At 70.9% G+C, this 23,514-nt stretch carries 24 protein-coding genes and 1 tRNA gene; 15 read left to right on the forward strand and 10 right to left on the reverse strand.

Going from position 1 to position 23,514, the window contains the following annotated elements; all coding sequences use genetic code 11:
- Positions 1 to 185: 185 nt before the first annotated feature.
- The 10 genes from ACWEV3_RS38775 to ACWEV3_RS38820 all read left to right on the forward strand — a co-directional run bounded on the left by ACWEV3_RS38775 (position 186) and on the right by ACWEV3_RS38820 (position 10,499).
- The gene (locus ACWEV3_RS38775; RefSeq protein WP_452618675.1) at positions 186 to 1,055 is read left to right on the forward strand and encodes an FAD binding domain-containing protein; all 870 of its coding nucleotides are present in this window, start codon (positions 186 to 188) and stop codon (positions 1,053 to 1,055) included.
- A complete protein-coding gene (locus ACWEV3_RS38780) occupies positions 1,046 to 1,531 on the forward strand; it encodes a (2Fe-2S)-binding protein (RefSeq protein ID WP_452618676.1) in 486 nt (161 codons plus the stop codon). Before ACWEV3_RS38775 ends, ACWEV3_RS38780 begins: the two co-directional genes overlap by 10 nt.
- Before the next feature lie 160 nt (positions 1,532 to 1,691).
- Positions 1,692 to 3,056: an 8-oxoguanine deaminase gene (locus tag ACWEV3_RS38785; RefSeq protein WP_452618677.1), complete on the forward strand. Its 1,365-nt coding sequence runs from the start codon at positions 1,692 to 1,694 to the stop codon at positions 3,054 to 3,056.
- Entirely contained in the window at positions 3,053 to 5,359 is a 2,307-nt protein-coding gene (pucD, locus tag ACWEV3_RS38790; protein ID WP_452618678.1) for a xanthine dehydrogenase subunit D, read from the forward strand. Before ACWEV3_RS38785 ends, pucD begins: the two co-directional genes overlap by 4 nt.
- A gap of 288 nt (positions 5,360 to 5,647) precedes the next feature.
- Positions 5,648 to 6,136, forward strand: coding sequence for a nucleoside deaminase (locus tag ACWEV3_RS38795; RefSeq protein WP_452618679.1), 489 nt, complete (start codon positions 5,648 to 5,650; stop codon positions 6,134 to 6,136).
- Between the two features lie 326 nt (positions 6,137 to 6,462).
- Positions 6,463 to 7,908 (forward strand): NCS2 family permease, encoded by a 1,446-nt coding sequence (locus tag ACWEV3_RS38800; protein WP_452618680.1) that lies wholly within the window; start codon positions 6,463 to 6,465, stop codon positions 7,906 to 7,908.
- 86 nt (positions 7,909 to 7,994) lie between these two features.
- A complete protein-coding gene (locus ACWEV3_RS38805; protein WP_452618682.1) occupies positions 7,995 to 8,570 on the forward strand; it encodes a nucleotidyltransferase family protein in 576 nt (191 codons plus the stop codon).
- A gap of 121 nt (positions 8,571 to 8,691) precedes the next feature.
- Entirely contained in the window at positions 8,692 to 8,994 is a 303-nt protein-coding gene (locus ACWEV3_RS38810; RefSeq protein ID WP_452618683.1) for a hypothetical protein, read from the forward strand.
- A gap of 104 nt (positions 8,995 to 9,098) precedes the next feature.
- Positions 9,099 to 9,716 carry a TetR/AcrR family transcriptional regulator gene (locus ACWEV3_RS38815; RefSeq protein ID WP_452618684.1) on the forward strand — a complete coding sequence of 206 codons (618 nt, stop codon included), beginning with the start codon at positions 9,099 to 9,101 and terminating at the stop codon, positions 9,714 to 9,716.
- Positions 9,717 to 9,803: 87 nt separating this feature from the next.
- A complete protein-coding gene (locus tag ACWEV3_RS38820; protein WP_452618685.1) occupies positions 9,804 to 10,499 on the forward strand; it encodes an MOSC domain-containing protein in 696 nt (231 codons plus the stop codon).
- Between the two features lie 238 nt (positions 10,500 to 10,737).
- On the opposite strand, the gene ACWEV3_RS38825 is transcribed toward ACWEV3_RS38820, so the two are convergent.
- Positions 10,738 to 10,959: a DUF3618 domain-containing protein gene (locus ACWEV3_RS38825; protein ID WP_093261814.1), complete on the reverse strand. Its 222-nt coding sequence runs from the start codon at positions 10,957 to 10,959 to the stop codon at positions 10,738 to 10,740.
- A 146-nt stretch (positions 10,960 to 11,105) separates the two neighbouring features.
- Between ACWEV3_RS38825 and ACWEV3_RS38830 the strand changes: the two genes are divergently transcribed.
- Positions 11,106 to 11,179 (forward strand) — tRNA-Leu (locus ACWEV3_RS38830).
- A 449-nt stretch (positions 11,180 to 11,628) separates the two neighbouring features.
- On the opposite strand, the gene ACWEV3_RS38835 is transcribed toward ACWEV3_RS38830, so the two are convergent.
- Complete coding sequence (locus ACWEV3_RS38835) at positions 11,629 to 12,474, reverse strand: hypothetical protein (RefSeq protein WP_452618686.1); 846 nt, start codon at positions 12,472 to 12,474, stop codon at positions 11,629 to 11,631.
- A gap of 136 nt (positions 12,475 to 12,610) precedes the next feature.
- The gene (locus tag ACWEV3_RS38840; RefSeq protein ID WP_452618687.1) at positions 12,611 to 13,075 is read right to left on the reverse strand and encodes a MarR family winged helix-turn-helix transcriptional regulator; all 465 of its coding nucleotides are present in this window, start codon (positions 13,073 to 13,075) and stop codon (positions 12,611 to 12,613) included.
- Between the two features lie 114 nt (positions 13,076 to 13,189).
- On the opposite strand from ACWEV3_RS38840, the gene ACWEV3_RS38845 reads away from it, so the two are divergent.
- Entirely contained in the window at positions 13,190 to 14,011 is an 822-nt protein-coding gene (locus tag ACWEV3_RS38845) for an endonuclease/exonuclease/phosphatase family protein (RefSeq protein WP_452618688.1), read from the forward strand.
- Between the two features lie 24 nt (positions 14,012 to 14,035).
- On the opposite strand, the gene ACWEV3_RS38850 is transcribed toward ACWEV3_RS38845, so the two are convergent.
- The gene (locus ACWEV3_RS38850) at positions 14,036 to 14,455 is read right to left on the reverse strand and encodes a helix-turn-helix domain-containing protein (RefSeq protein WP_452618689.1); all 420 of its coding nucleotides are present in this window, start codon (positions 14,453 to 14,455) and stop codon (positions 14,036 to 14,038) included.
- Between the two features lie 90 nt (positions 14,456 to 14,545).
- Here ACWEV3_RS38850 and ACWEV3_RS38855 point away from each other — a divergent pair, with 90 nt between their 5' ends.
- Entirely contained in the window at positions 14,546 to 15,382 is an 837-nt protein-coding gene (locus ACWEV3_RS38855) for an LLM class F420-dependent oxidoreductase (protein ID WP_452618691.1), read from the forward strand.
- Between the two features lie 35 nt (positions 15,383 to 15,417).
- Positions 15,418 to 16,362 carry a zinc-binding dehydrogenase gene (locus ACWEV3_RS38860; protein ID WP_452618692.1) on the forward strand — a complete coding sequence of 315 codons (945 nt, stop codon included), beginning with the start codon at positions 15,418 to 15,420 and terminating at the stop codon, positions 16,360 to 16,362.
- A gap of 259 nt (positions 16,363 to 16,621) precedes the next feature.
- On the opposite strand, the gene ACWEV3_RS38865 is transcribed toward ACWEV3_RS38860, so the two are convergent.
- A complete protein-coding gene (locus tag ACWEV3_RS38865) occupies positions 16,622 to 16,858 on the reverse strand; it encodes an epoxide hydrolase N-terminal domain-containing protein (protein ID WP_452618693.1) in 237 nt (78 codons plus the stop codon).
- A gap of 58 nt (positions 16,859 to 16,916) precedes the next feature.
- Complete coding sequence (locus ACWEV3_RS38870; protein ID WP_452618695.1) at positions 16,917 to 17,876, reverse strand: TetR/AcrR family transcriptional regulator C-terminal domain-containing protein; 960 nt, start codon at positions 17,874 to 17,876, stop codon at positions 16,917 to 16,919.
- Between the two features lie 130 nt (positions 17,877 to 18,006).
- Between ACWEV3_RS38870 and ACWEV3_RS38875 the strand changes: the two genes are divergently transcribed.
- Entirely contained in the window at positions 18,007 to 19,128 is a 1,122-nt protein-coding gene (locus ACWEV3_RS38875) for an FAD-dependent monooxygenase (RefSeq protein WP_452618696.1), read from the forward strand.
- Between the two features lie 166 nt (positions 19,129 to 19,294).
- Here the strand turns inward: ACWEV3_RS38875 and ACWEV3_RS38880 are convergent, their stop codons facing one another.
- The 4 genes from ACWEV3_RS38880 to ACWEV3_RS38895 form a co-directional block, all read right to left on the reverse strand.
- Positions 19,295 to 20,647: an MFS transporter gene (locus tag ACWEV3_RS38880; protein WP_452618716.1), complete on the reverse strand. Its 1,353-nt coding sequence runs from the start codon at positions 20,645 to 20,647 to the stop codon at positions 19,295 to 19,297.
- A gap of 191 nt (positions 20,648 to 20,838) precedes the next feature.
- A complete protein-coding gene (locus ACWEV3_RS38885; protein WP_358576433.1) occupies positions 20,839 to 21,726 on the reverse strand; it encodes a LysR family transcriptional regulator in 888 nt (295 codons plus the stop codon).
- 103 nt (positions 21,727 to 21,829) lie between these two features.
- Positions 21,830 to 22,597: a CoA-transferase subunit beta gene (locus ACWEV3_RS38890; protein WP_452618697.1), complete on the reverse strand. Its 768-nt coding sequence runs from the start codon at positions 22,595 to 22,597 to the stop codon at positions 21,830 to 21,832.
- On the reverse strand, positions 22,594 to 23,514 hold the full coding sequence (locus tag ACWEV3_RS38895; RefSeq protein ID WP_452618698.1) for a CoA transferase subunit A: 921 nt from the start codon (positions 23,512 to 23,514) through the stop codon (positions 22,594 to 22,596). Before ACWEV3_RS38895 ends, ACWEV3_RS38890 begins: the two co-directional genes overlap by 4 nt.

The raw sequence follows: 23,514 nt of genomic DNA on the forward strand, positions 1-23,514 counted from the left end.
GGAGCTCCGCGATGTTTCGGCGGGATGGCCGAACGGCGCACCGCGGCTCCGCGCGTTTGGAGAAACATACAACTCCCGTCCGCCCACCGAAAGGCTTTTTCGGGCCTTCCACCGCTAGTCACCGAGCGCTCCCCGGCTGTGTACTGACTCACACCTTTTCACCGGCCGTGACAAGGAGTACAACCGTGGAATTCCTCCGCCCCGCCTCGTGGCGGGAGGCGCTCGAAGCCAAGGCCGCGCATCCGGATGCGACGCCGATCGCCGGCGGCACCGACGTGATGGTCGAGATCAACTTCGATCACCGCCGCCCCAGCACGCTGCTCGACCTCACCGGCGTCCCGGAGCTGACCGGCTGGTCCGAGGCGGACGGGGAGCTGCGCATCGGCGCGGGCCTGCCCTACACCAACCTGATCAACGAGCTCGGCGACCGGGTGCCGGGCCTGGCCATCGCCAGCCGCACCGTCGGGTCGCCGCAGATCCGCAACCGCGGCACCCTCGGCGGCAACCTCGGCTCCGCCTCCCCCGCCGGCGACGGCCACCCACCGCTGCTGGCCTCCGACGCCCGGATCGAGGTCGAGTCCGTGCGCGGCAAGCGGCTGATCCCGGCGACGGAGTTCTTCACCGGCGTCAAGCGCAACGCGCTGGCCGAGGACGAGCTGATCGCCGCCGTGCACATCGCCCCGGCGACCGGCGCGCAGCAGTTCTCCAAGGTCGGCACCCGCAACGCGATGGTCATCGCGGTGTGCACCTTCGCGATCGCGCTGCACCCCGACCGCAAGCAGGTCGGCACCGGGATCGGCTCGGCCGCCCCGACGCCGCTGCGCGCGCTCGCGGCCGAGGAGTTCCTGAGCGCCGAGCTCGACTGGGAGCAGCGGCGGCCGTTGGAGGAGTCGGTGGCCCGCCGGTTCGGCGAGCTGGTCGCGCAGGCCGCGTCGCCGATCGACGACGTGCGCGGCACCGCCGACTACCGCCGCCACGCGCTGGCCGTGATGGCCCGCCGGACCCTGTCCTGGGTCTGGGACGACCACTGCTCCAGGAGGCAGGAATGCGCCTGAAGTTCACCGTCAACGGACAACCGCACGAGGCCGACGGCGTGTGGGAGGGCGAGAGCCTGCTGTACGTGCTGCGCGAGCGGCTGGGCCTGCCGGGCTCGAAGAACGCTTGCGAGCAGGGCGAATGCGGTTCCTGCACGGTCTACCTCGACGGCGTGCCGGCCTGTTCGTGCCTGGTGGCCGCGGGGCAGGCCGAGGGCCGCGACGTGCGCACCGTGGAGGGCCTCGCCGACGGCGAGAAGCTGGACGAGGTGCAGGAGGCGTTCGTCGAGGCCGGTGCCGTGCAGTGCGGTTTCTGCACGCCGGGCCTGCTCGTGCAGACGCACGACCTGCTGAACCGGAAGCCGGACCCGTCCGACGCGGAGATCCGCGAGTCGCTGGCCGGGAACCTGTGCCGCTGCACCGGTTACGAGAAGATCATGGACGCCGTTCGGCTCGCCGCCAAGAAGAAGACGACATCGGGCAAGGCTCACTCATGAGCAGCAACCCTGCGTCAACCCCACCCCCTCCCAACCGCACCTCAGGGGACCGTGACGCAACCCAGCCACAAGAAACCGCCGAACGCGAGATCAATCCCGAACGCGACCACCGCTGTGAATCGCGGAGAGGCGGAATGGAATCGCGGAGAGGCGGAATGACATGAGCCGGACCATCATCGAGGGCGGCGCCGTGGTCACCGTCGACGACTCGGGCACCGAGTTCGCCGAGGGCCACGTCGTCGTCGAGGGTGACCGCATCGTCGCGGTCGGCCCCGGTTCCGCGCCGGCCCAGCAGGGCCCGGTGCGGCGCATCGATGCGTCCGGCTGCCTGGTTACTCCCGGCCTGATCAACACCCACCACCACCTGTACCAGTGGGCCACCCGGGGATACGCGGCGGACGCGACGCTGTTCGGCTGGCTGACCGAGCTGTACCCGGTCTGGGCGGGCATCGACGAGGAGATCACGCACGCCGCCGCGTCGGCGGGCCTGGCCCGGATGGCCCTGTCCGGCTGCACCACCGCCGCCGATCACCACTACGTCTTCCCGCGCGGCGGCGGCGACGTGTTCGGCGCCGTGGTCGCCGCGGCCGAGCGGATCGGCGTGCGGCTGCACGCGGTGCGCGGCTCGATGGACCGGGGCCGCTCGCACGGCGGCCTGCCGCCGGACTCGGTCGTCGAGGACCTCGACGCCGCGCTGGCCGGCACCCAGGAGGCGATCGACCGGTTCCACGACCCGAACCCGGGCGCGCAGGTGCGCGTCGCGGTGGGGCCGTGCTCGCCGTTCTCGGTCAGCACCGACCTGATGCGCCAGGCCGCGGAGTTGGCTCGCCGCAACGGGGTCCGGCTGCACACCCACCTCGCCGAGACCACCGACGAGGAGGAGCAGTGCCGGGCCGAGTACGGCCGCACGCCGGTCGAGTACGCCGACGACCTGGGCTGGCTCGGGCCGGACGTGTGGCTGGCGCACACGATCCACCTGTCCGAGAAGGGCATCGCCCGGCTCGGCGAGACCGGCACCGGCGCGGCGCACTGCCCCACCTCCAACGGCCGGCTCGGCGCCGGGATCGCTCCGGTGCGGCCGCTGCTGGACGCCGGTGCCCCCGTCGGGCTGGGGGTCGACGGGGTCGCTTCCAACGAGGCCGGCGGTCTCGGCGAGGAGATGCACCAGGCCCTGCTGACCGCCCGCGCCCGCTACGGGCCGGAGGCGCTGTCGGTCCGCGACGCGCTTCGGCTCGCCACCCGTGGCGGCGCGCGGTGCCTCGGCCGCGACGACGAGCTGGGTTCGCTGGAGCACGGCAAGCTCGCCGACATCGCGGTCTGGCGGCTCGGCGGCCTCGACCACACGGGCATCGCCGACCCGGTGGCCGCCCTGGTGCTCGGCCGCCTGCCGAAGCTGGAGCGGCTGCTGCGCGGCGGCAGCGTCGTGGTCGACGACGGCCGGCTGATGCCGGTGTCGGAGGCCGAACTCACCCACGAACTCGACCGGGCGAGCGCCCGGATCCGCACCCGGGAGGTGTCCGCATGAGCAGCAGCCATGCGCCTGCTCGCAGTCCCCAGGAGCTCAACGACGCCATCGGCGGCGGCATCGGCGAATCTCCTCTGCGCCCGGACGGCACCATCAAGGTGCGCGGTGAGTTCGCCTACTCCTCGGACCTGTGGGCCGAGGACATGCTGTGGGGCGCGACCTTGCGCAGCCCGCACCCGCACGCCCGGATCCGTTCGATCGACATCGGGCCGGCGATGGCGATGGCCGGCGTGCAGACCGTGCTCACCGCCGAGGACGTGCCCGGCGACAACTGCTTCGGCCTGAAGTACGCCGACCAGCCGGTGCTGGCCTCCGACGTGGTGCGCTACAAGGGCGAAGCGGTCGCGCTGGTCGCGGCCGACCACCCGGAGACGGCGCGGCGCGCGCTGGAGAAGATCGTCGTCGACTACGAGGTGCTGGAGCCGGTGCTCGACGCCGAGCGCGTCGCGCACGACGACACGCTGCCGAAGCTGCACCCGGACGGCAACGTGGTGCGGCACCAGAAGATCGTCAAGGGCGACCCGAAGGCGACGGCCGACGTCGTGGTCTCCGGCGTGTACACCGTCGGGATGCAGGACCAGGCGTTCCTGGGGCCCGAGTCCGGACTGGCCATCCCGGCCGAGGACGGCGGCGTCGACCTGTACCTGGCGACCCAGGACCTGCACTCCGACCTCCGGCAGACCGCGCGGGCGCTCGGGCTGCCGCCGGAGAAGGTGCGGATGACCATGTCCGGCGTCGGCGGCGCGTTCGGCGGCCGCGAGGACCTGTCCATCCAGGTGCACGTGTGCATGCTGGCGCTGCACCTGGGCAAACCGGTCAAGATGGTCTACAACCGCGAGGAGTCGTTCTACGGCCACGTGCACCGGCACCCGGCCAAGATGTACTACGAGCACGGCGCGACCCGCGACGGCAAGCTCGTGTACGTCAAGGCGCGGCAGTACTTCGACGGCGGCGCGTACGCCTCGAAGACGCCGGTCGTGGTCGGCAACGGCACCACGCTCGGCGCCGGGCCGTACAAGGTGCCGAACGTCGACATCGAGGGTTGGGGGCTCTACACCAACAACCCGCCGTGCGGCGCGATGCGCGGACTCGGCGCGGTGCAGCCGACTTTCGCGTACGAGTCCCAAATGGACAAACTCGCCGACGCGCTGGGCATGGACCCGGTCGACCTGCGCATCGCCAACGCCATCGAGCAGGGCGACTCGATCCCGACCGGTCAGGTGCTGGACTTCCCCGCGCCGGTGGCCGAGCTGCTGGCGCGCGTGCGGGACCTGCCGATGCCCGACGAGCGCACCGGGCCGGTGGACATCCGGGACATGCCCGGCGGGGCGTCCAACACCACGCACGGCGAAGGCGTGGTGCGCGGCGTCGGCTACGGCGTGACGATCAAGAACATCTGCTACGCCGAAGGCGCCGACGACTTCTCGACCGCGCGGGTCCGGTTGCAGGCCATCGGCGGTGAGCCGGCGGCCATGGTGCACACCGCCGCGGCCGAGGTCGGGCAGGGCCTGGTGACGGTGCAGCAGCAGATCGCGCGGTCGGAGCTCGGCGTCGAGCGGGTGACCATCCACCCGAACGACACCAGCGTCGGCCCGGCCGGCTCCAGCTCCGCCTCGCGGCAGACGCTGGTCACCGGCAGTGCCGTCAAGGCGGCCTGCGACGCGGTGCGGGAGGCGCTGTTCGCCCGGGTCGCCGAGCGCTACGACGTCGAACCGGCGCTGCTTTCCCTGCAGGGCGGCAAGGTCGTGTCCGAGGCCCACGGCGTGCTGGCCGACCTCGTGGAGGTGCTCGGCGACGACGTCATCGAGGAAACCCGCGAGTACCACCACCGGGAGACCTTCCCGATGGACGAGAACGGCCGCAGCGATCGGGTGCACGTGCAGCACGCGTTCTCCGCGCACCGCGCGGTGGTCGACGTGGACCTGGATCTCGGCCTGGTCAAGGTCGTGCAGCTGGCCTGCTCCCAGGACGTCGGCAAGGCGATCAACCCGGACGCGGTGATCGGCCAGATCCAGGGCGGCAGCGCGCAGGGCATGGGGCTGGCCGTGATGGAGGAGATCAAGGTCGTGGACGGGCACATCCGCAACCCCTCCTTCACCGACTACCTGATCCCCACGATCCTCGACACGCCGCCGATGGAGATCGACGTGATCGAACGCGCCGACCCCAACGCGGTCTACGGGCAGCGCGGGGTGGGCGAGCCGCCGACGATCTCCACCACGCCCGCCGTGGTGGCCGCCATCCGCGCCGCCACCGGCAAGGAACTCCCGCACACCCCGGTGGCTCCCGAGCACATCGTGTGACCAGACCTGCTGGGGCGGCGGTGCCGGGCCGCCGCCCCAGCAACCCAGCAGAATCACCGGAAAACCCGGCGAGAAATTCAAAGTGATTTGCGTGGCGGTGCGGGTAGCGGCCCCCCTGCGGGAGTTGCTGCAGCCTTCTCGCTGTGGGATCCCCGGCATCATGAATGCCAATTCACCACGTCGGGGCTGTCCTCGCGAGAAGACACCTGAGAACCCGCGGCGGTGCAAGCCGAGTCCCACACCGCAAGCGGCTCCCGCCGCTTACTGAAAAGATCATAGGAGGAAGCAATGTCCGTGGACGTCGCAACGGGCGCCGAGCAGGACTGGATGGCGCAGGCCATCCACCTCGCCAAGACCAATGTGGACAGTGGCGGCGGCCCCTTCGGCGCGTTGATCGTCCGGGACGGCGAGATCATCGCGACGGGCACCAACAAGGTGACCGTCGACCTCGACCCGACCGCGCACGCCGAAGTGACCGCGATCCGCAACGCCTGCCGGACGCTGGGCACCTTCAAGCTGGACGGCTGCGTGCTGGTGACCTCGTGCGAACCGTGCCCGATGTGCCTGGCCTCGGCGCTGTGGGCGCGGGTCGACCGGGTGCTGTTCGCCGCCGACCGGGACGACGCCGCCGACGCGGGCTTCGACGACCGCGCCTTCTACGACGCGTTCGAGGATCCCGAGACGAAGTGCCCGACGCCCGTCGTCCGGGTGGAGATGGCCGACCGCAACGCCGCCTTCGACGCCTGGCGCGGCAAGACCGACCGCGTCGACTACTGACCCGCGAGCCGATCCAGCAATTCCCCAGCCAGCGAGAAGATTCCGACAACGACGTCCTGAGCAGAGGCATCGGTAGCGACGACCGGGTCGCCCGAAGCCTGCGGACGGGCCACACCGACAGTTCCCCGCTGTTGCGCCGGAGCTGGGCCCGCCCGCCGTCCCGATGAACCGATCCTGGGACAGCGAAAACCAATCGATCAAATGCCCCGCACCGATTTCGGCGAATTCCCGCCGGGCCCTCCCCTGCCCGGAAAACGCCGGAAACAAGTCCGGGCGGCACCGAATCCGGTTGCCGCGCGGGGGCGCCCACCGGCATGGGAGGACTCATGACCCAGCAAGTGCAACCGGAAAGATCCGCCGACGCCGGCACTTCCGGATTAGACCGCTTCTTCCGCATCACCGCCCGCGGTTCCACCTTCTCCCGCGAACTGCGCGGCGGCCTGACCACGTTCGTCGCGATGGCCTACATCGTGATGCTCAACCCGCTGATCCTCGGCTCGTCCGCGGACGCGACCGGCGCCGCGCTGACGCCCGAGCAGCTGACGACGGCCACCGCGGCCACCGCCGGCGTGATGACCATCGTGATGGGCCTGGTCGGCAACGCGCCGCTGGCCCTGGCCTCCGGGCTGGGCGTCAACGCCGTCGTCGCCTTCACCATCGCGCCCGCCATGACCTGGGCGCAGGCCTTCGGGCTGGTGGTGCTCGAAGGCATCGTGATCGTCGTCCTGGCCGTCAGCGGCGTCCGGGAGAAGATCATCAACGCCATCCCGGCCGCGCTGAAGACCGCGCTCACCGTCGGCATCGGCCTCTACATCGCGCTGATCGGCCTGGTCAGCGCCGGATTCGTGACCCGGAAGCCGGACGCGGCCAACACCACGGTGCCGGTCCAGATGGGCCAGGGCACCGAGGGACACCTGCTCGGCGTGCCGATCGCGATCTTCTGCGTCAGCCTGCTGATCATGCTGGTGCTGCTGGCGCGGCGGGTGCCCGGCGCGATCCTCATCGGCATCGCGGTGAGCACGGTGCTGGCGATCGCGGCGAACTCGGCGTTCGACATCGCCCCGAAGCAGTGGGGCACGATCGTGCCCGAGCTGCCCGACCACGTCGTCGGCAGCCCCGACTTCAGCCTGTTCGGCAACGTCGATCTGTTCGGCGGGTTCGCCGCGGCCGGCGGCATCGCGGCCACCGTCTTCCTGTTCACCCTCGTGCTGTCCGGGTTCTTCGACGCGATGGGCACCATCACCAGCGTCTCCTCCGAGGCCGGGCTGGTGAAGGCCGGCAAGGTCGAGGGCATGGGCCGGATCCTGGCCGTGGACGGCGTCGCCGCCGCGGCGGGCGGGCTCACCGGCTCGTCGCCGAACACGGTGTTCCTGGAGTCGGCCACCGGCGTCGCCGAAGGCGCCCGCACCGGCCTGGCCAGCGTGGTCACCGGCCTGCTGTTCTGCGCGGCGCTGCTGTTCACGCCGCTGGCCGCGGTGGTGCCGGCGCAGGCCGCCGCGCCCGCGCTGGTGATCGTCGGCGCGCTGATGATGGCCCAGGTACGGCACATCCCCTGGGACGACCCGGACTACGTGATCCCGGCGTTCCTGACCATCGCGGTGATCCCGTTCACATACATGATCACCAACGGCATCGGCGCGGGCCTGGTCGCGTTCGCGGTCATCAAGATCGCCCGCGGCAAGGTGCGCGAGATCGGCTGGCTCGTCGGCGTCCTGGCGATCGTCTTCGCCTTCTACTTCGGCGTCGAGGGCATCGAGGCCCTGGTCGAGTAGCTGCCACTCGACCAGGTACCAGGTGGAGGGCGCCTTTCCCCGAGAGGCGCCCTCCACCGCCTTCTCCGGATGGGTACGGTGCGTGCGTGGGAGTCGCGGGAGTCGTGTTGGCCGCCGGTGCCGGACGCCGCTTCGGGATGCCGAAGGCGCTGGTGGAGTATCGCGGATCGCTGCTGGTCGACCGGGCCGTGCGAGTGCTGGCCGCGGGCGGCTGCGCGCCCGTCGTGGTCGTCCTCGGCGCCGCCGCGGACGAGGTCCGCGAACGGGCCGAGCTGACCGGCGCGACGGCCGTGGTCAACCCGGACTGGGCCACCGGCATGGGCTCGTCGCTGCGCACCGCGCTCGACGCGCTCGCCCCGACCGATGCCGACGCCGCCCTCGTGCTGCCGGTCGACATGCCCGGCATCAGCCCGGAAGCCGTGCGGCGCGTCGCCGCGCTCGCGAGCCCGAGCGCCCTGGCCGCCGCCGCGCACGACGGCGCGCGCACCCATCCCGTGCTGTTCGGCCGCGACCACTGGGCCGGGGCCCGCGCGGCCGCCACCGGCGACGCCGGCGCCCGCGGCTACCTCAAGGGCCGCGAAGTCGCGCTGGTGGCCTGCGACGACGTGTCGGCGGGCTTCGACATCGACCGTCCTGAAGACCTCGCCCTGGGCAACCCGTAAAGTCGACGGCCACGCGCGACCGGCCTGCACGCGGCTGCCCAGCGCCGACAGCGATCGACGCAGCCCTCGCCGGTCCGCGACGTCACACGAACGCCCGAGCACGCCGGAGGCGGAGGCATTCATGGCAAGCGGACACATCACGGCCGACTACGTCCCGGACGGCGACGACTGGCTGGTCACGGTCACGACCGGCGCCGATCGCCGGACGGCCCGGGCGCCGGGCCTGATCGCGGCGCGCGACCAGGCCGATCAGTTCATCGAGCAGCTCTCGCCCGGCAAGGCGGGTCGCATCGTGATCCACCTGCTCGACGGCGACGGCTTCGCCTTCACCAGCGCATACCTGCAGGCCAGGCACGGCCTGTCCGACGAGGCGACCCGCAGCGCCGTGGCCGCCGCGACGGGCCACGCGCGCGGCGCCAGGTGACCGCGCGGAACATCCCGATTGCGTGCACAGTGGACGAAAGCGGCGCGGACCTTAGGATGTCCGGTGTGAAAGCGGCGAGCAGTGCACGCGAGGAGGAACCAGCGTTGGCCAGCGTCGAAACGAACCGGCCGGCCAGCGGCCGGGGGCGCCCGCGCGATGCCACCCGCGACGCGGCGCTGCGCCAGGCCGCGATGGAGGTGCTGGCCGACGTCGGGTACCGGGCGTTGACCATGGACGCCGTCGCCGCCCACGCGCGGGCGGGCAAGGCCACCATCTACCGCCGCTGGGACTCCAAGCTCGACCTGGTCATCGACACCTGCACCCAGCTGGTGCGCCGTAGCATCCCGGAACCCGACCGGGGCACCATCGAGGCCGACCTCGGCGAGTTCCTCCGCAACTTCGCGTCGTTCCTGACCGGCCCGGTCGGCAAGGCGGCGCAGGCGCTGGTCGGCGAGCTCCCGCACGAGCCCGAACTGGCCGCGGCGTTCCGCGAGTCCTTCCTGCTGCCGCAGCGCGACATGCTGCGCCGCATCATCGAGCGCGGCGTGCAGCGCGGCGAGATCCGCGCCGACTCGCCGGTCGACACGGTCGTCGAACTCGCCGGAGCCAGCCTGATCTACCGCCTGATGCTCACCGACGAGCCGCTCGACACCGGCTTCGTCGACCGGCTGCTGCACGAGGCCCTGCTGCCGCTGCTCCACAGCGCCGCGCCCCGGCGATGATCCCCGGTTCGCACGAGTCGGAGCACCACGGCCACGCGCTAGGGTGAGGCCACGCGGTGAATGGAGGTCTGCGTGGCGCGGGGATCGGTGACGGAGCTCAATCGCTGGCCGGTGAAGTCGCTGCGCGGTGAGCGCGTCGAAGCGGCCCGGTTCGACGACCGCGGCATGGCGGGCGACCGCGCCTACGCGCTGCTCGACGAGCGCGCCAAGCGTTCGGGCAAGGTGCTGACGGTCCGGCAGAACGCGGTCATGCTGAGCTGGTCGGCGAGCTACGGCGACACCGCCGATCCGACCGAACCGCCGACCCTGCGCGGCCCGGACGGCGCGGACTGGTCCTGGACGGACCCGAAGCTCACCGACGCCCTCGCCGGCTCGCTGGACATCCCGCTGAGCCTGCGCGCCGCGGACGGGCAGCAGGACCGCGGGCCGACGGTGCTCGTGACCTTCGAGGCCTCGCGGGTGGGGCTCTCCGACGAACTGGGCGCCGACGTCGATCTCCGCCGGTTCCGCACGAACATCCACGTGACGACCGACCTGCCGGCGTTCGCCGAGGAAACCTGGGAGCACGGCACCGTGCTCACCGTGGGCGACGTGGAACTGGCGGTGACCGGGGACAACTCCGGGCCGTGCATCCGCTGCGCGGTCCCCAGCTGGGACGCCGACGGCCGCGAGCGCTGGCGGGAACTGCAGACCCACCTCATCGACCGCCACGACAACAAGTTCGGCGTGATCATGCGCGTCACCAAACCCGGCGAAGTCCGGGTCGGCGACGCGGTGTCCTGAGTCTTCTGGGCCGCAAACCCTGTTTCCAGGCTCGTTTTGCCTGGCGGTGCGGGTACGGAGCCTCAGGCGCCTTCTCGCTGTGGGATCCCCGACTGCCAATTCACCACGTCGGGGCTGTCCTCGCGAGAAGACGCCTGAGAACCCGCGGCGGTGCAAGCTGCGAGGGCGGGCCGAGCGGCTTCGCCGCTTCAGAGCCCGCCTTACCGCACACCGCCTCAATCCGAGAGGCCCACGGACCTCAGCGGAACAGCTTGCGCACCACCGCAACGGTGACGAGAGCACCGACGCCGATCAGCACGTAGCGCACCCTCGGATCGCTGAGCTTCTCCTGCAGGCTGGACTTGCCGTACTCGACGAACCGCTTCGGGTTCGCCTTGTCGCTCAGTTGGTCCAGCGTGCTGGCCAGCGCTTCACGCGCCTGCTCGATGTCGCGCTCGATGGCGTCTGGATCACGGGCCACGTGTCCTCCTCACCTTCACCTGGCTGCTGACACCGTAGAGCACCGCCGAACCGGCCACGCACCAGCGGTAAGCGTGTCGCGCCCGCAACCCCGGTCGGGAACGCGCCTCCTGCCAAGATCACCCCACGCGCTAGGCTGTGCCGTGCGGGGCCGTAGCCCAATTGGCAGAGGCACTAGGTTTAGGTCCTAGCCAGTGAGGGTTCGAGTCCCTCCGGCCCCACGAGACTCTGGGCGGGGTGTGTTCGCGGAAAGCGCGAACCCTTTCGTCTCGTCATTTCATCGCGGGGGCCGAGCCCCCGCGGACCCCCACGGTGCGGTGGCCGTCTTTCGTCCGCTCCCTGCCGTGCCGAGCGTTCCCGGCCTGCTCATCGACCAGCACTCCGATCGGTGGCCGCTATCCCCGCTTCGCTTCCCTCGGCTGAGTTCGGCGACCGCTATCCCTCCTTCGCCTCTGCCAGCTGGGCTCGGCGACCGCTATCCCCGCTTCGCCTCTGCCAGCTGGGCTCGGCGACCGCTATCCCCGCTTCGCCTCTGCCAGCTGGGCTCGGCGACCGCTATCCCTCCTTCGCCTCTGCCAGTTGGGGTCGGCGGCCGTCTTTCCTGTCCTGCTTTCCGTCGGTTGGTCGGCGGAGCTTTCGGGGGGCTTCTGGGGGCTCGTCACTTCTGCGCTCACCTCGTCACCAGCAGTTCGGTCGGCACTCCCAGTGCGGCGGACCGCTCGTATTGGACTTGGGGGTTGACGAGGACGTAGCCCCGGACGGGCTCCAGGATTCCTGCCGCAATCGCTGTCGCGTGGTCTTGGCCGGGGCACTGGTGCGGCCCCGCTCCGAAGGGACAACCGCCCGTCGCGAGGTCGATCTCGACGACCTCCCCGGTGGCAGATGCCCGTCGGCGGGTCATCCGTACCGGCGGATCGTGCCGCAGCGTTTCGGCGACGATCGCGTCGACCGATCGCTGGCCGTCCGCTCGCAGCATGGCCAGGGCCGCGTTCCCGACCAGGCCCGCGGTTGCGTCGCAGGTCTGCACCAGCAGTCCGATCCTGGCCGCGGTCGGTTCGTCGGGCACCCCACCGAATGCTTCGACGAGCCGGGCGACCGCCTCGTCCGCGGGTTCTTCCGCCCCGGTGCCGGGTTGGTAGGCCTTGGCCACCGCCGCGACGACATCGGCGGGAACCGGAGGCATGCCGAGGGCGGCGACGAGCACGTCGATCGGTACCACGCGAGCCAGCCGCGCCATGAGATCGAACGGGCCGCCGCCGATGACGTCCAGCAAGGCGCACGTGCGTTCCACTGCCAGCCGGCGCAACCTGGCCGGCTCCACCTCGGCCAGCAAGCTGGTGGCCTGCCGTCGACGTCGGTCGTGCTCGGCGCCATCGGCGAAACGCGCGACACTCCTCCTCAGCCAACGAATCCCCGAGGCCGGACCACCGTTCGGAACGCGTGGCATGGTCAATGCGGGATCGGCGAGCGCCGCCGACACCGCGGCGTGGTCGGCGATTCGGGTCTGCGATGACATGCCGGTCACCGTAGGACCGCGTCGTTTCGGTGTGCGCCGAAACGACACCGCACCGCGAACGCGGACCGGCCTGGCACCGCCGAACCCGCCACGCATCGCGGCGTGGGTCCACTGTGGCCGGCTCTTCGAAACGGCGTCAGGCGCCGCGATCCGGCTCGGCCGCCTTCTCCAGGTCGCCCCAGCCGATGATCACTTCGAGGCCGCGGAGGAACGTCTCCGTCTCGTCAGGGCCCAGCTCTCGCTCCAGGCGCTCCCGAAGCCGGGCGACCCGTTCCTGGGCCACCTCCCGCTCTTCCCTCCCCCGGTCGGTCAGGTGGACCAGGCGGCCCCGGCCGTCGGCGGGATCGGGTTCGGTGCGGACGTAGCCGGCGCGCTCCAGCCCGGCGACCTGGCGGCTGATCGCCTGCTTCGAGACGCCGGTCATGCGGGCCAGCCGGCCGACCGATCGGGGCTCCTCGCCCAGGTTCCGCAGGACGTTGACGCCTTGCGCCGGGGAGTGGTCCCGAAAGCCGTCCTCGCGCAGGCCGTCGGCGATCAGGCCGTACACGACCGCGAACGCCCGGGAGAGGGCTCCGGCCAACGACAACTCGGAGGAAGACACGAGCCGAGTGTAGTCAACTCGTTGACAAAATCGGCAGCCGTCGACCAACATGGCCAATCGTCAACCAGTTGACCACTACTGCCGGAAAGCGAGCGCGACTCCATGGAGCTCCGGGTGCTCACCATCAACGTCCAGAACGTCCAGGGCGACCCGCGACGAACCGAGCAGATCAACCGCGAGCTGCGGCGCCTCGACCCGGACCTCGTCGCCTTCCAGGAGGTCGTGCAGACACCCGAGCGCAAGCAGCTCGACGAACTCCTCGCCGGCACGGGCCTGCACGGCACCCACCAGAGCGATGTCATGTCGTACGAACCGCCGTGGATCGACCGCTACGGCGGGAGCGCCGTCGCCACCCGCTGGCCGCACGCCGTGCGCGAGGTCCTGGACATGCGATTGGCCGGGGCAACCGACGTGCCGTGGTGCACCTTGGCCGTCGCGGTGCCCACGCCCGCGGCGGGAGAGCTCCTCTTCATCGGCACGACCGCCGCGTGGCGCCTCGACGCCGAGCAGGTCCGCGAACAGCAGGCGATCGCCCTCACCGATCTCGACGCCCGGCACCGCCGAGCCCTACCGACGATCATCGCAGGCGACTTCAACGCCGCGCCCGAGGCCGCCAGCATCCGCTACCTCAGCGGCCTGCAGTCCCTCGGCGGGCGAAGCGTCCACTACCACGACGCCTGGGCCGTCGCCGGCACCTCGCCCGGGTACACCTGGACGGCCGACAACCCGAACGCTCGCGACGTCATCGATCTGGCCGTGCGCCAGCCCCACCACCGCCGGCGGATCGACTACGTGTTCATCGGCTCGTGGCACCAGCATCCGGACGCCCACTGCCGCGTGCGTTCGGTCGAGCTCGCCTTCGACGAGCCCATCGATGGGATTTGGGCGAGCGATCACTACGGCGTCATCGCCGACCTGGAGATCGACGCCGGCTGAACCACTCCCCAAGCCCGCGCCGCTTCAGGTTGAGCCGCATTGGGCCCACGAGTTGGCGGTGCACGAACTCGGCGAGCCAGACGGCCCGTTACCCGGTGGACGACCTGGCGCGTTGCTAGCCGCAGAGGCACCGGACGCACGCGTCGACGAAGATGCGCACGGTGCGTCGATCGTCCCGCGCGCGCCGGACAACGGCGAGTTCGCTTGGCGAGAGCCCTTCGACGGGGCGGCACACGATTGCGGCAGCAGCGCCGCACCCGCTGCGGTCAACGCGACGGTGCGGTGGTCCCGTTCGAACAGCGTGACCCGCAACGAGGTCTCCAGCTGGCGGATCTGCTTGCTCAACGACGGCTGGGCGATGAACAGCCGGGCGGCCGCCCTGGTGAAGTTCAGCTCCTCCGCCACCGCGACGAAGTAACGCAGGTCCCGAACATGGACATCCATAGCCGAAGGCTATAGCCGCATGTCTTGGACGGCTGCCGCCGAGCCGCCCGACGATGAGGCGCGACCATCGACGACAGGAGGACATCGGGCATGGAACTGGGAGTATCGGGGCTGAACGCCAAGGCCACGCTGGGTCCGGCCGAGACGGTCGGGCTGGCGCGGCTCGCCGAGGATCTCGGCTATTCATCGTGGTGGGCGGGCGAGCACGTGGTGCTGCCGAGCCCCCGGGTGGCGGCATCGCCGATGGAGCCGACGGACCCGATTCTCGATCCGCTGGTGCACCTGTCCTACGTCGCGGCCGTCACCCAGCGGCTGGAACTCGGGACCGGGATCGTGATCCTGCCGCAACGCAACCCGCTCGTCCTCGCCAAACAGGCGGCGAGCCTGGACGTGCTCAGCGGCGGCCGTCTGCTGCTCGGTGTCGGTGCCGGGTACCTCGAACCCGAGATGCGCGCGGTCGGTGTGCCGATGTCCGACCGAGGCAGGCGCACCGACGAGTACCTCGATGCGATGACCTCGTTGTGGACCGATCCGGCCCCCGCGTACCAGGGCCGGTTCGTCGCGTTCCGCGACGTCGACGCGCATCCGCGGCCGACGCGGCCACGAATCGTGATCGGCGGTCACAGCCCGGCCGCGTTCCGCCGCGCGGTAGCCCGGGGCCATGGCTGGTTCGGCAACGGCACGCTCGAAGACCTGCCGCGGCACCTCGCGGGCCTGCGGCAGGCCGCGAGCGAGGTCGAACGCCCGGAACGGCTGGGCCAGTTGGAAATCAACTACATGCCGCTCGATCCGGTCGTGGTGGAACCGCGCTCCGCTGAGCGCTACGCCGACCTCGGAGTGAACCGCCTCGTGATCTACCCGCTGCCGCTCGAGGATCCGTCGGACGTCGCCCGGTTCCTGGAACGCCACGCCACCCTGCCGCACTGACACCACTCGCGTTGCCGCGCCACGAAGGGGAAAGAATGCGCGCCCTGATCCACGACCCCACCGCACCAGCCGGTCTCCGCATCGCCGATACCGAACCGCCCGTCGCGGCGGATTCGCAGGTACTGGTCGAAGTCCACGCTGTTTCGCTCAATTTCGGTGAACTCGCATACCTGACCCAGCAGCGCGGACCGGGCGAGATCCCTGGATGCGACGCAGCGGGCATCGTCGTGCGGCCCGCGGCAGACGGGTCGGGCCCGCCTGTCGGCACCCGCGTCTCGTCCTTCGATTTCCAAGGGGGGTGGGCCGAACTACGCGCGATCGACACCTCAGATCTCGCCACGGTGCCCGAGTCCGTCGAGTTCGGCGCAGCCAGCGCGCTGCCGGCAGCGGGCGTCACCGCGCTGCAGGCACTGCGGCGGCTGGGACCGGTGGTCGGCCGCCGCGTGCTCATCACCGGAGCCTCCGGCGGGGTCGGCCGTTTCGCCGTGCAACTCGCCACCCGTGCGGGCGCACATGTCATTGCTTCGGTCGGCAGCCCGGCCCGGGGTGATGGGCTGGCCGAACTCGGCGCCGCGGAGGTCGTCGTCGGACTGGACGGCATCACCGCCCCCGTTTTCGGCCTGCTCGACAATGTCGGTGGAAGCCATCTGGCCGAAGGGTTCGGCCTGCTCGGCGATGGTGGCATCGCGCTGAGCATCGGGCAGGCGTCCCGCGAGCCGACCACCATCGACTTCGAGGGAGAACGCGTACGAGGCGGACTGAAGCGACTGGAACCGTTCATCGTCCGCAAGCCGTTCGGCCCGGATCTCGCCTATCTCACAAGCCTGCTGGCGAAGGGCCTGCTCGACCCGCAGATCGGCTGGCGAGGCCCATGGGACCGCGCATCGGAAGCGGCGGCGGCACTCCTGGGCCGCCGCATCCCGGGCAAGGCCGTCCTCGACATCGGAATGCGTGCAAGAGCAGTGCCACGACCTTCGTGATCGGTTGAACGAACCAGTCCCGGCGCACCGCTGTTCCGTCACGTGATCCGGCCGACCGGGGCGCGATGGCGCCCCGGTCTCCGGGCCTTCCAGCCGGCACGCGCATTGTCACAACTCGCCGCGCAGCGCGACGAGATCCTCCGCCGCGTGCGTTCGGTCGAGCTCGCCTTCGACGAGCCCATCGATGGGATTTGGGCGAGCGATCACTACGGCGTCATCGCCGACCTGGAGATCGACGCCGGCTGAACCCGCGGCGGGTTCAGCGGAGGTCGCGGAAGAAGGTCCGGACGTCTTCGACGAGGGCTTCCGGTTCTTCCATCGCGAGGAAGTGGCCGCCCTTCTCCAGTTCCGTCCAGCGCACGACGGTGGTGACGAACTGGGGGCGCGCGTTGAGTTCCGCCTCGTGGGCGCGCCAGTCGTACCCGGTGCGCCAGTGCCAGGCGAGGTCCTCGAGGTAGCCGACCGGGACACCGCGGCTCCACCCGACCCGACGCACGAAGTCCTTCCGCCCATCAAACTGGCGCGGTCCCAGGCCGCCCTGCCCGAGCGACGGCTCAACCGAGCTCGCCGGAGCCTGCCGACTTGCCGATCCGGATGGCCAGGCCGTCGAGCAGCGAGCGCAGGCCCAGCTCGAACAGGTCGTCCAGGACCAGGTCGTAGCCTTCGGCGGACAGCGTGGCGAGCATCCTGGTGAATGCCGGGTAGCGCCCCGTGCCGGTGATCGCCTCCAGGCTCGGCGCCTGGTTGTCCATCCACTCGTCCTCGGACAACCCGGAGGCGCCGAGTGCCTGCTGCTCCCGTTCGAGATGGATCGCGATGCCCTGCACGTGGCTGACGAGCAGGACGTGCAGGTCGCACATCGCGGCTGCGCCGAGGTTGAGCCCGTCCAGCGCAGCGAGCGCGAACTCCGCGTGCACCGCCAGGTTGGGCAGCGGCAGCGGCCGGGTGATCGGGGTCAGTTGGGCCAGCCACGGATGCCGCCGGTACAGCGACCACAGGGTGCGCGCGAAGAGCTCCAGGCGAGCTCGCCAATCGGCCGGCGGCTGGGCTGGGTAGCCGCACTCGCCGAACGCGGCGTCGGCCATCAGCACGACCAGCTGGTCCTTGCCGGCCACATGGCGATACGGCGACATCGGCGCGACCCCGAGCCGGGCCGCGACGCCGCGCATCGACAGCACGGCCAGTCCCTCGTTGTCGGCGATCTCGATGGCAGCTCGCACGATCCGGCCACGGGTGAGGTCCTCCGGCCGGCCGCGCGGCGCGGACCGGTGGCCGGGCTTGGTCGCCGCCGGGCGGCTGGAGCCCTCGACCACGTAGCCCGAGCGGGGCTCGGCGCGGATCAGCCCTTCCTGCCGCAAAGCGGCCAGCGCCTTGGCCGCGGTGGCCGCCGCAACGCCCCACTCCGCCGCGATCCTGCGGGTGGACGGCACCTTGGCGCCGGGGGCCGGCTCGCCTTGCGCGATCCTGCGCCGGAGTTCGGCGGCGATGGCCAGGTACCGCGGTTCCGCCGGCATGCACATCTCCCGTCTGTGCTAGTACAGATGGGCAACTGTACTACGCCAGTTTTGGCTGCTGTGCCGACGAAATGACACTGTGTGCGGCGTACGCACGGACGCGTACATCGTCAAGACAGCGGAGAATCCCATGCGGAACGTCCTGATCTCCGGAGCCGGCATCGCCGGCCCGACCCTGGCCTACTGGCTGCAGCGCAAGGGCTTCTCGGTGACCCTGGTGGAGCGAAGCCCCGGGCCGCGCAGTGGCGGTCAGGCGGTTGACATCCGCGGCGTCGCGCTCGACGTGGTGGACCGGATGAGCCTCGGTGAGCCGATGCGGGCCGCACGCACCCGGATGCGCGGTATGTCCATGTTGGACGGTGCGGGCAACGAGCTGTTCCGGTCCGAAGAGCACACGATCAGCGGCGGCCGGTTGGACAACGAGGACGTCGAGCTGCTGCGCGAGGACCTCACCGCGATGCTGCACGCGGCGACGCGGAGCCAGGTCGAGTACGTCTTCGGCGACTCGATCAACGCCCTGCAGCAGGACGAGCACGGCGTCCGGGTCGAGTTCGAGCGCGGCGGCTTCCGCACCTTCGACCTCGTCATCGGCGCGGACGGCCTGCACTCCACCGTGCGTCGGCTCGTCTTCGGGTCGGAGCAGCAGTTCAGCACGCATCTCGGCCAGTACCTGGCGATCTTCCCGATGGCCAACGTCCTGGGCCTGGACGACTGGCAGGTGTGGTTCCGGGACGGGACTTCGGGTGCCGGTGGCGGCGTCTACCCGGTGCGCGGCAACACCGAGCTGCGGGTCACCCTCGGCTTCATGTCCGAGCCGGTGACCTACGACCACCGGGACACCGAACAGCAGAAGCAGATCATGGCCGGGCGGCTGTCCGGTCTCGGATGGGAAGTCCCGAAGCTGCTGTCGGCGATGGCGGAGGCACCGGACTTCTACTTCGACGTGATGTCCCAGATCCGCATGGACCGGTGGACGACCGGCCGGGTGGCGCTGATCGGCGACGCCGGGTATTGCGCCTCGGTGCTGTCCGGCCAGGGCACCAGCCTGGCCCTCGTCGGCGCGTACGTGCTCGCCGACGAATTGGGCCGGTCCGGCATCGACCACACCGCCGCCTTCGCCGCCTACGAGCGGCGGATGCGCCCGTTCGTCGCGCTCAACCAGGCCCTGGCGACCGAGAACCCCGACGGTCCCGCACCGGAGGAGTCCCTGAACCGCGCCAAGAACGGCATCGCGCTGGATGTCGACGCATGAGCCCGGATGACCGGCCCTCGTTGCACGGATGTGGTGCAGTTTCAATTGAAACTGGCATCCCAACGTGGTGATGCCTCATGCAGAGTGCCCGTGTTCGTGCAGTTTCAATTGAAACTGCACGAACACGGGCGTGTTCGGGCTCAGCCGGCGTTCGAGATCGCGCCGGTCAGCAGGCGTCGGCTTCCGCCGACAGGTCTCGGTCCTTCGTCTCCGGGGCCAGCCAGGCTCCGACGACGCCGATCGCCGCGTAGGCGAGCATGATCACCGCGATCGGCCACCACGCCGGGGCCGCCGCCGCCATCACCCCTGCGGTGAGGATCGGGGCCAGGCCGCCCGAGAGGACGGCGCCGACCTCCTTGATCGTCGACATGAACGTGTAGCGGTGCTTGGCGCCGAACATCTCGACCAGCCAAGGGGATTCCACGCCGTAGAGGTTCGGCAGCGGCCCGCCCACGAAGACCGCGAACACGATCGCGATGATCACCGGGTTCTCCGTGTGGATCAACGCCAGCGCCGGCACCGCGAACAGCAGCTGGAACACCGCGAACGCCAGGAAGACCGGCCGGCGGCCGTACCGGTCGCTGAGCTTGCCGAACAGCGGCACCGTCGCGAAACCGATCACCGTCCCGATCATCACGCCGGTCGTCGCGACGCTGCCCGCGAGGCCGAGCGTCGAGGCCGTGTAGCCGACCAGGAAGCCCTTGACCAGGTAGACCGCGCCGTTCTCGGAGACCCGGATGGCCAGCGACAGCAGGAACGGCTTCTTCGCCTTCGCGACGTCCCGCCACACGCCGCCGTGCCCGGTCTCGTGCTTCTGCGCCTCGCGGCGGCGGCGCAGTTCCTCGAACACCGGCGATTCCTTCACCGACGTCCGCAGGTACAGCGCGACGAACGTGGTTACCAGACTCAGCAGGAACGGCACCCGCCAGCCCCAGCTCATGAACTGCTCCTTGGGCATCTGCGACAGCGACAACCACAGCACCGTCGCCAGGAAGATGCCGGAGTTGGTGCCCATCGCGACGACCGAGCCGAAGAAACCGCGCTTGTGCTTCGGGGCGGACTCGACCATCAGCAGCGACGCGCCGGCGAGCTCCGCGCCCGCGCCGAAGCCCTGGACCAGGCGCAGCACGGTCAGCAGCAGCGGCGCCCAGACGCCGATCTGCGCGTAGGTCGGCAGCAGGCCGATTCCGGCGGTGGCCAGGCCCATCATCGCCAGCGTGGCGATGAGCACGACCTTGCGCCCGTGCCGGTCACCGACCCGGCCGAAGAACAGCCCGCCCACCGGGCGGATCAGGAAACCAGAGCCGTAGACGCCGAAGCTCGCGATCAGCGCCACCGCCGGGGACTGCTCGGGGAAGAACAGCGGGCCGAACACCAGCGCCGCCGCCAGGGTGTACAGGGTGAAGTCCATGTACTCCAAGGCGGAACCGAGCCACGAGGACACGGCCGCGCGGCGCAGGTCGGCCGGCGGGACGACGAGCTCGTCGCCGTCCGCGCGCGACGCGGCCGGGGGAATCACGGTGCTCAAGAGATGCGCTCCTCCACGCTGAGGAAACCCCGTGCGGCGCAGGGGTTCTCCGCCCGCGGGCGGTCGAGGACAGGTCGATGTGACTGCTGCCACCGGAGGAGAAGCCTCGCAGGCGGAACTTCGTCTCGTCCAATACAAGATTTGTCGCGGACTGATACGCCGCGGGCATCGATTCCGGGCGATCACGGGGTCGGGAGCACCTCCTCGGCGATCCGCAGCACCGCCGCTGCCGCCGGGGAGAGGTGCTCCTGGCTCCACGCGATGGCCTCCTGCGTCCGGTACGGCCGGCCGGCCAGCGGCACGAAGACGACGTTGCTGATCACGTCGATCACCGAGGTGACGGTCAGCGTCACCCCGAGCCCGGCGGCGACCATCGCCATGATGGTGCTCGTCTCGGGTCCGTACTGGACGATCCGGGGCGTGAAACCGGCGTCCACGCAGGCGTGCACCATCAGGTCGCGGAGGCTGGACACGCCGCCGGGCGGGTAGGCGATGAACCGCTCCTCGGCCAGCTCGGCGAGCGCGACGGACTCGGCCCCGGCCAGCGGGTGGTCGGGCGCCACCGCGACGATCAGCTGTTCGTCGAACACCACCCGCGTCGAGACGCCCTCGCGGACCGCGGGCAGCCGGACGAAGGCGAGGTCGAGGCTGCCGTCGGCGACCATGTCGAACCCCGCCTGCGAGTACACCTGGCCGACGACGACGAGCTCGATCCCGGGCTTCTCCGCGTTGAGCCGCTTCACCAGGCCCGGCAGGCACGCCAGCGGCCCGACGCCGCCGACGCCGATGCGCACCGTCCCGATCTCGCCGTGCGCCGCCGACGCCGCCACCGCCGCCGCTTCCTCGACGGACTTCAGAACCTTGTGCGCGGCGGGCAGGAACGCCTCGCCGACCGGGGTGAGCGTGACCCGGCGCGTGGTGCGGGACAGCAGCGACGCGCCCAGGGACCGCTCCAGCTGGCGGATCTGGCGGCTCAGCGGCGGCTGCGTGGTGTGCAGGCGCTCGGCGGCGCGGCCGAAGTGCAGCTCCTCGGCCACCGCGATGAAGGCCTCGATGTGCCGAAGATCCATGGCTACCTACCTGGTGCGAGTGCGGACCGAGCACCGGTAGTTCTAGCACCGACGAGCCTGCGCCGGGCCTCGGCGCGAGGCCCGGCGCAGACATCGATGCTGGTCAGCGCAGGTAAATGCGGTTCGGGTCGAGTTCTTCGCGCAGCAGCCGCAGCTCGTCGCCGGACGGCGGCGCGATCTCTGCCAGGTCGCCGGCGACCTTCAGGTCCCAGCCGGTGGCGGCGCGGACCTGCTCGGCGGTCACGCCCGGGTGCACCGCGACCAGTTCGAGCTCGTCGTCGATGCCGTCGCGCGCCATGATCCCCAGGTCGGTGATCACCCGCGTGACGCCCTTGCCGTGCGGTTGCACGCCGCCGCCCGCCTCGCGGGCCCGGCGCGGGCTGGGCGAGGTGCAGAAGTCCAGCTCCTCGACGAACGTGCGCGCGGTGTGCCGGCGCATCACGACGAAGATCTCCCCGGCGTTGGCCATCACCTCGATCGCGCCGCCGGAACCGGGCAGCCGCGCCTTCGGTTTCGCCCAGTCCCCGATGAGCGACGAGTTGAGGCCGCCGTACCGGTCGATCTGCGCGGCGCCGAGGAACCCGACGTCGATCCGCTGTCCCTGCAGGATGTAGCTGAACAGCTGCGGCATGCCCAGCACGCACTCGGCGCCGGTGACGAGCATCGAGTCGGCGATGCTCTGCGGCAGGTCCACCGGGTGCGCGCCGGTCACGCCCGACTCGTAGACGATCTCGATCTCCGGCGACACCGTGCGCTGGGCCAGCGAGACTGCCAGCGTCGGCAAGCCGTGCCCGGCGAAGACCACGCGGCGGCGGGCCAGTTCTCGCGCCGCGGTCACCGCGAGGAGTTCGCTGCTGGTGGTGTCGGTCATCGCCGCCTCCCGTAATTGACCGGGGTCGACAGCTGCTCGTCGATCTCCAGCCGGTCCCAGTAGCCCTCGCCGAGGCTGGCGATGAACCCGGCGTGGTCCTCGGTGCCGCGGATGTGCCGGTCGATCCACGCCCGCAGCGCGGCCGCGTCGCGGGCCCGTTCCGACCACTCGCGCTGGAACCGGTCGTCGCGGTCGTAGTAGCCCTGCACCGGCGCCGGGTGCGCGCCGCGCGGGCACACCACCACGGCGTCGACCACGTGCGAGGGCACGATGGTGCGGTTGGGGTCGGAGCGGACCACGTCGTCGTCGACGACCTCTTCGACGGTCACGATCACCGACCCGCCGGCGAACGCCACTTCCTGCTGGACGCCGAGCATGCCCCAGGCCTGCACGTTCCCGGCCCGGTCGGCGCGCTGCGCGTGGATGATCGAGACGTCCGGGTTCAGCGCGGGCACCACGTGGATCTCGCCGCCGCCGTAGGGGTCGGTGACGCTCTTGATCAGCGGGTTCAGCGCGACCAGGTCGCTGCCGGTGTAGGAGCGGATCGGCGCGAACGGCAGCTTGGCCGCGCCGGCGGCGTAGCGGGCGACCATGCCGCCGTGGCTGTACTCCTCGAACTCCAGCGGCTCCGGATCGTGGTGCTCGATGCGCCGCCGCAGCTCGTGCAGCGACCCGGCGGAGCTGTTGCCGACGAACGACGAGATCAGCTTGGTCACGCACCCGGCCGCGAGCAGCTGGTCCACGAGCGTGTCGCCGGTCATCCGCGCCAGGGTCAGGCCGGTGACGCCCTGCCGGATGATCTCGTGCGCGGCGGCGGTCGGGACCAGGTGGCCGAAGCCCTCCAACGCCACCGTCTGCCCGTCGCGGACGTGCCGGGTTATCGCCTCGGCAAGGCTCAGTGTCTTGTCGGTCGGCAC

The sequence above is a fragment of the Saccharopolyspora sp. NPDC003752 genome (genome assembly GCF_053605825.1).

What these genes read in the sequence shown, in the direction of transcription:
- ACWEV3_RS38780 (WP_452618676.1), top strand. Translation starts at nt 1,046, where the DNA reads ATGCGCCTGAAGTTCACCGTCAACGGACAACCGCACGAGGCCGACGGC.
- ACWEV3_RS38785 (WP_452618677.1), top strand. Translation starts at nt 1,692, where the DNA reads ATGAGCCGGACCATCATCGAGGGCGGCGCCGTGGTCACCGTCGACGAC.
- pucD (WP_452618678.1), top strand. Translation starts at nt 3,053, where the DNA reads ATGAGCAGCAGCCATGCGCCTGCTCGCAGTCCCCAGGAGCTCAACGAC.
- ACWEV3_RS38795 (WP_452618679.1), top strand. Translation starts at nt 5,648, where the DNA reads ATGTCCGTGGACGTCGCAACGGGCGCCGAGCAGGACTGGATGGCGCAG.
- ACWEV3_RS38800 (WP_452618680.1), top strand. Translation starts at nt 6,463, where the DNA reads ATGACCCAGCAAGTGCAACCGGAAAGATCCGCCGACGCCGGCACTTCC.
- ACWEV3_RS38810 (WP_452618683.1), top strand. Translation starts at nt 8,692, where the DNA reads ATGGCAAGCGGACACATCACGGCCGACTACGTCCCGGACGGCGACGAC.
- ACWEV3_RS38835 (WP_452618686.1), bottom strand. Translation starts at nt 12,474, where the DNA reads ATGTCATCGCAGACCCGAATCGCCGACCACGCCGCGGTGTCGGCGGCG.
- ACWEV3_RS38850 (WP_452618689.1), bottom strand. Translation starts at nt 14,455, where the DNA reads ATGGATGTCCATGTTCGGGACCTGCGTTACTTCGTCGCGGTGGCGGAG.
- ACWEV3_RS38855 (WP_452618691.1), top strand. Translation starts at nt 14,546, where the DNA reads ATGGAACTGGGAGTATCGGGGCTGAACGCCAAGGCCACGCTGGGTCCG.
- ACWEV3_RS38860 (WP_452618692.1), top strand. Translation starts at nt 15,418, where the DNA reads ATGCGCGCCCTGATCCACGACCCCACCGCACCAGCCGGTCTCCGCATC.
- ACWEV3_RS38870 (WP_452618695.1), bottom strand. Translation starts at nt 17,876, where the DNA reads ATGCCGGCGGAACCGCGGTACCTGGCCATCGCCGCCGAACTCCGGCGC.
- ACWEV3_RS38875 (WP_452618696.1), top strand. Translation starts at nt 18,007, where the DNA reads ATGCGGAACGTCCTGATCTCCGGAGCCGGCATCGCCGGCCCGACCCTG.
- ACWEV3_RS38885 (WP_358576433.1), bottom strand. Translation starts at nt 21,726, where the DNA reads ATGGATCTTCGGCACATCGAGGCCTTCATCGCGGTGGCCGAGGAGCTG.
- ACWEV3_RS38890 (WP_452618697.1), bottom strand. Translation starts at nt 22,597, where the DNA reads ATGACCGACACCACCAGCAGCGAACTCCTCGCGGTGACCGCGGCGCGA.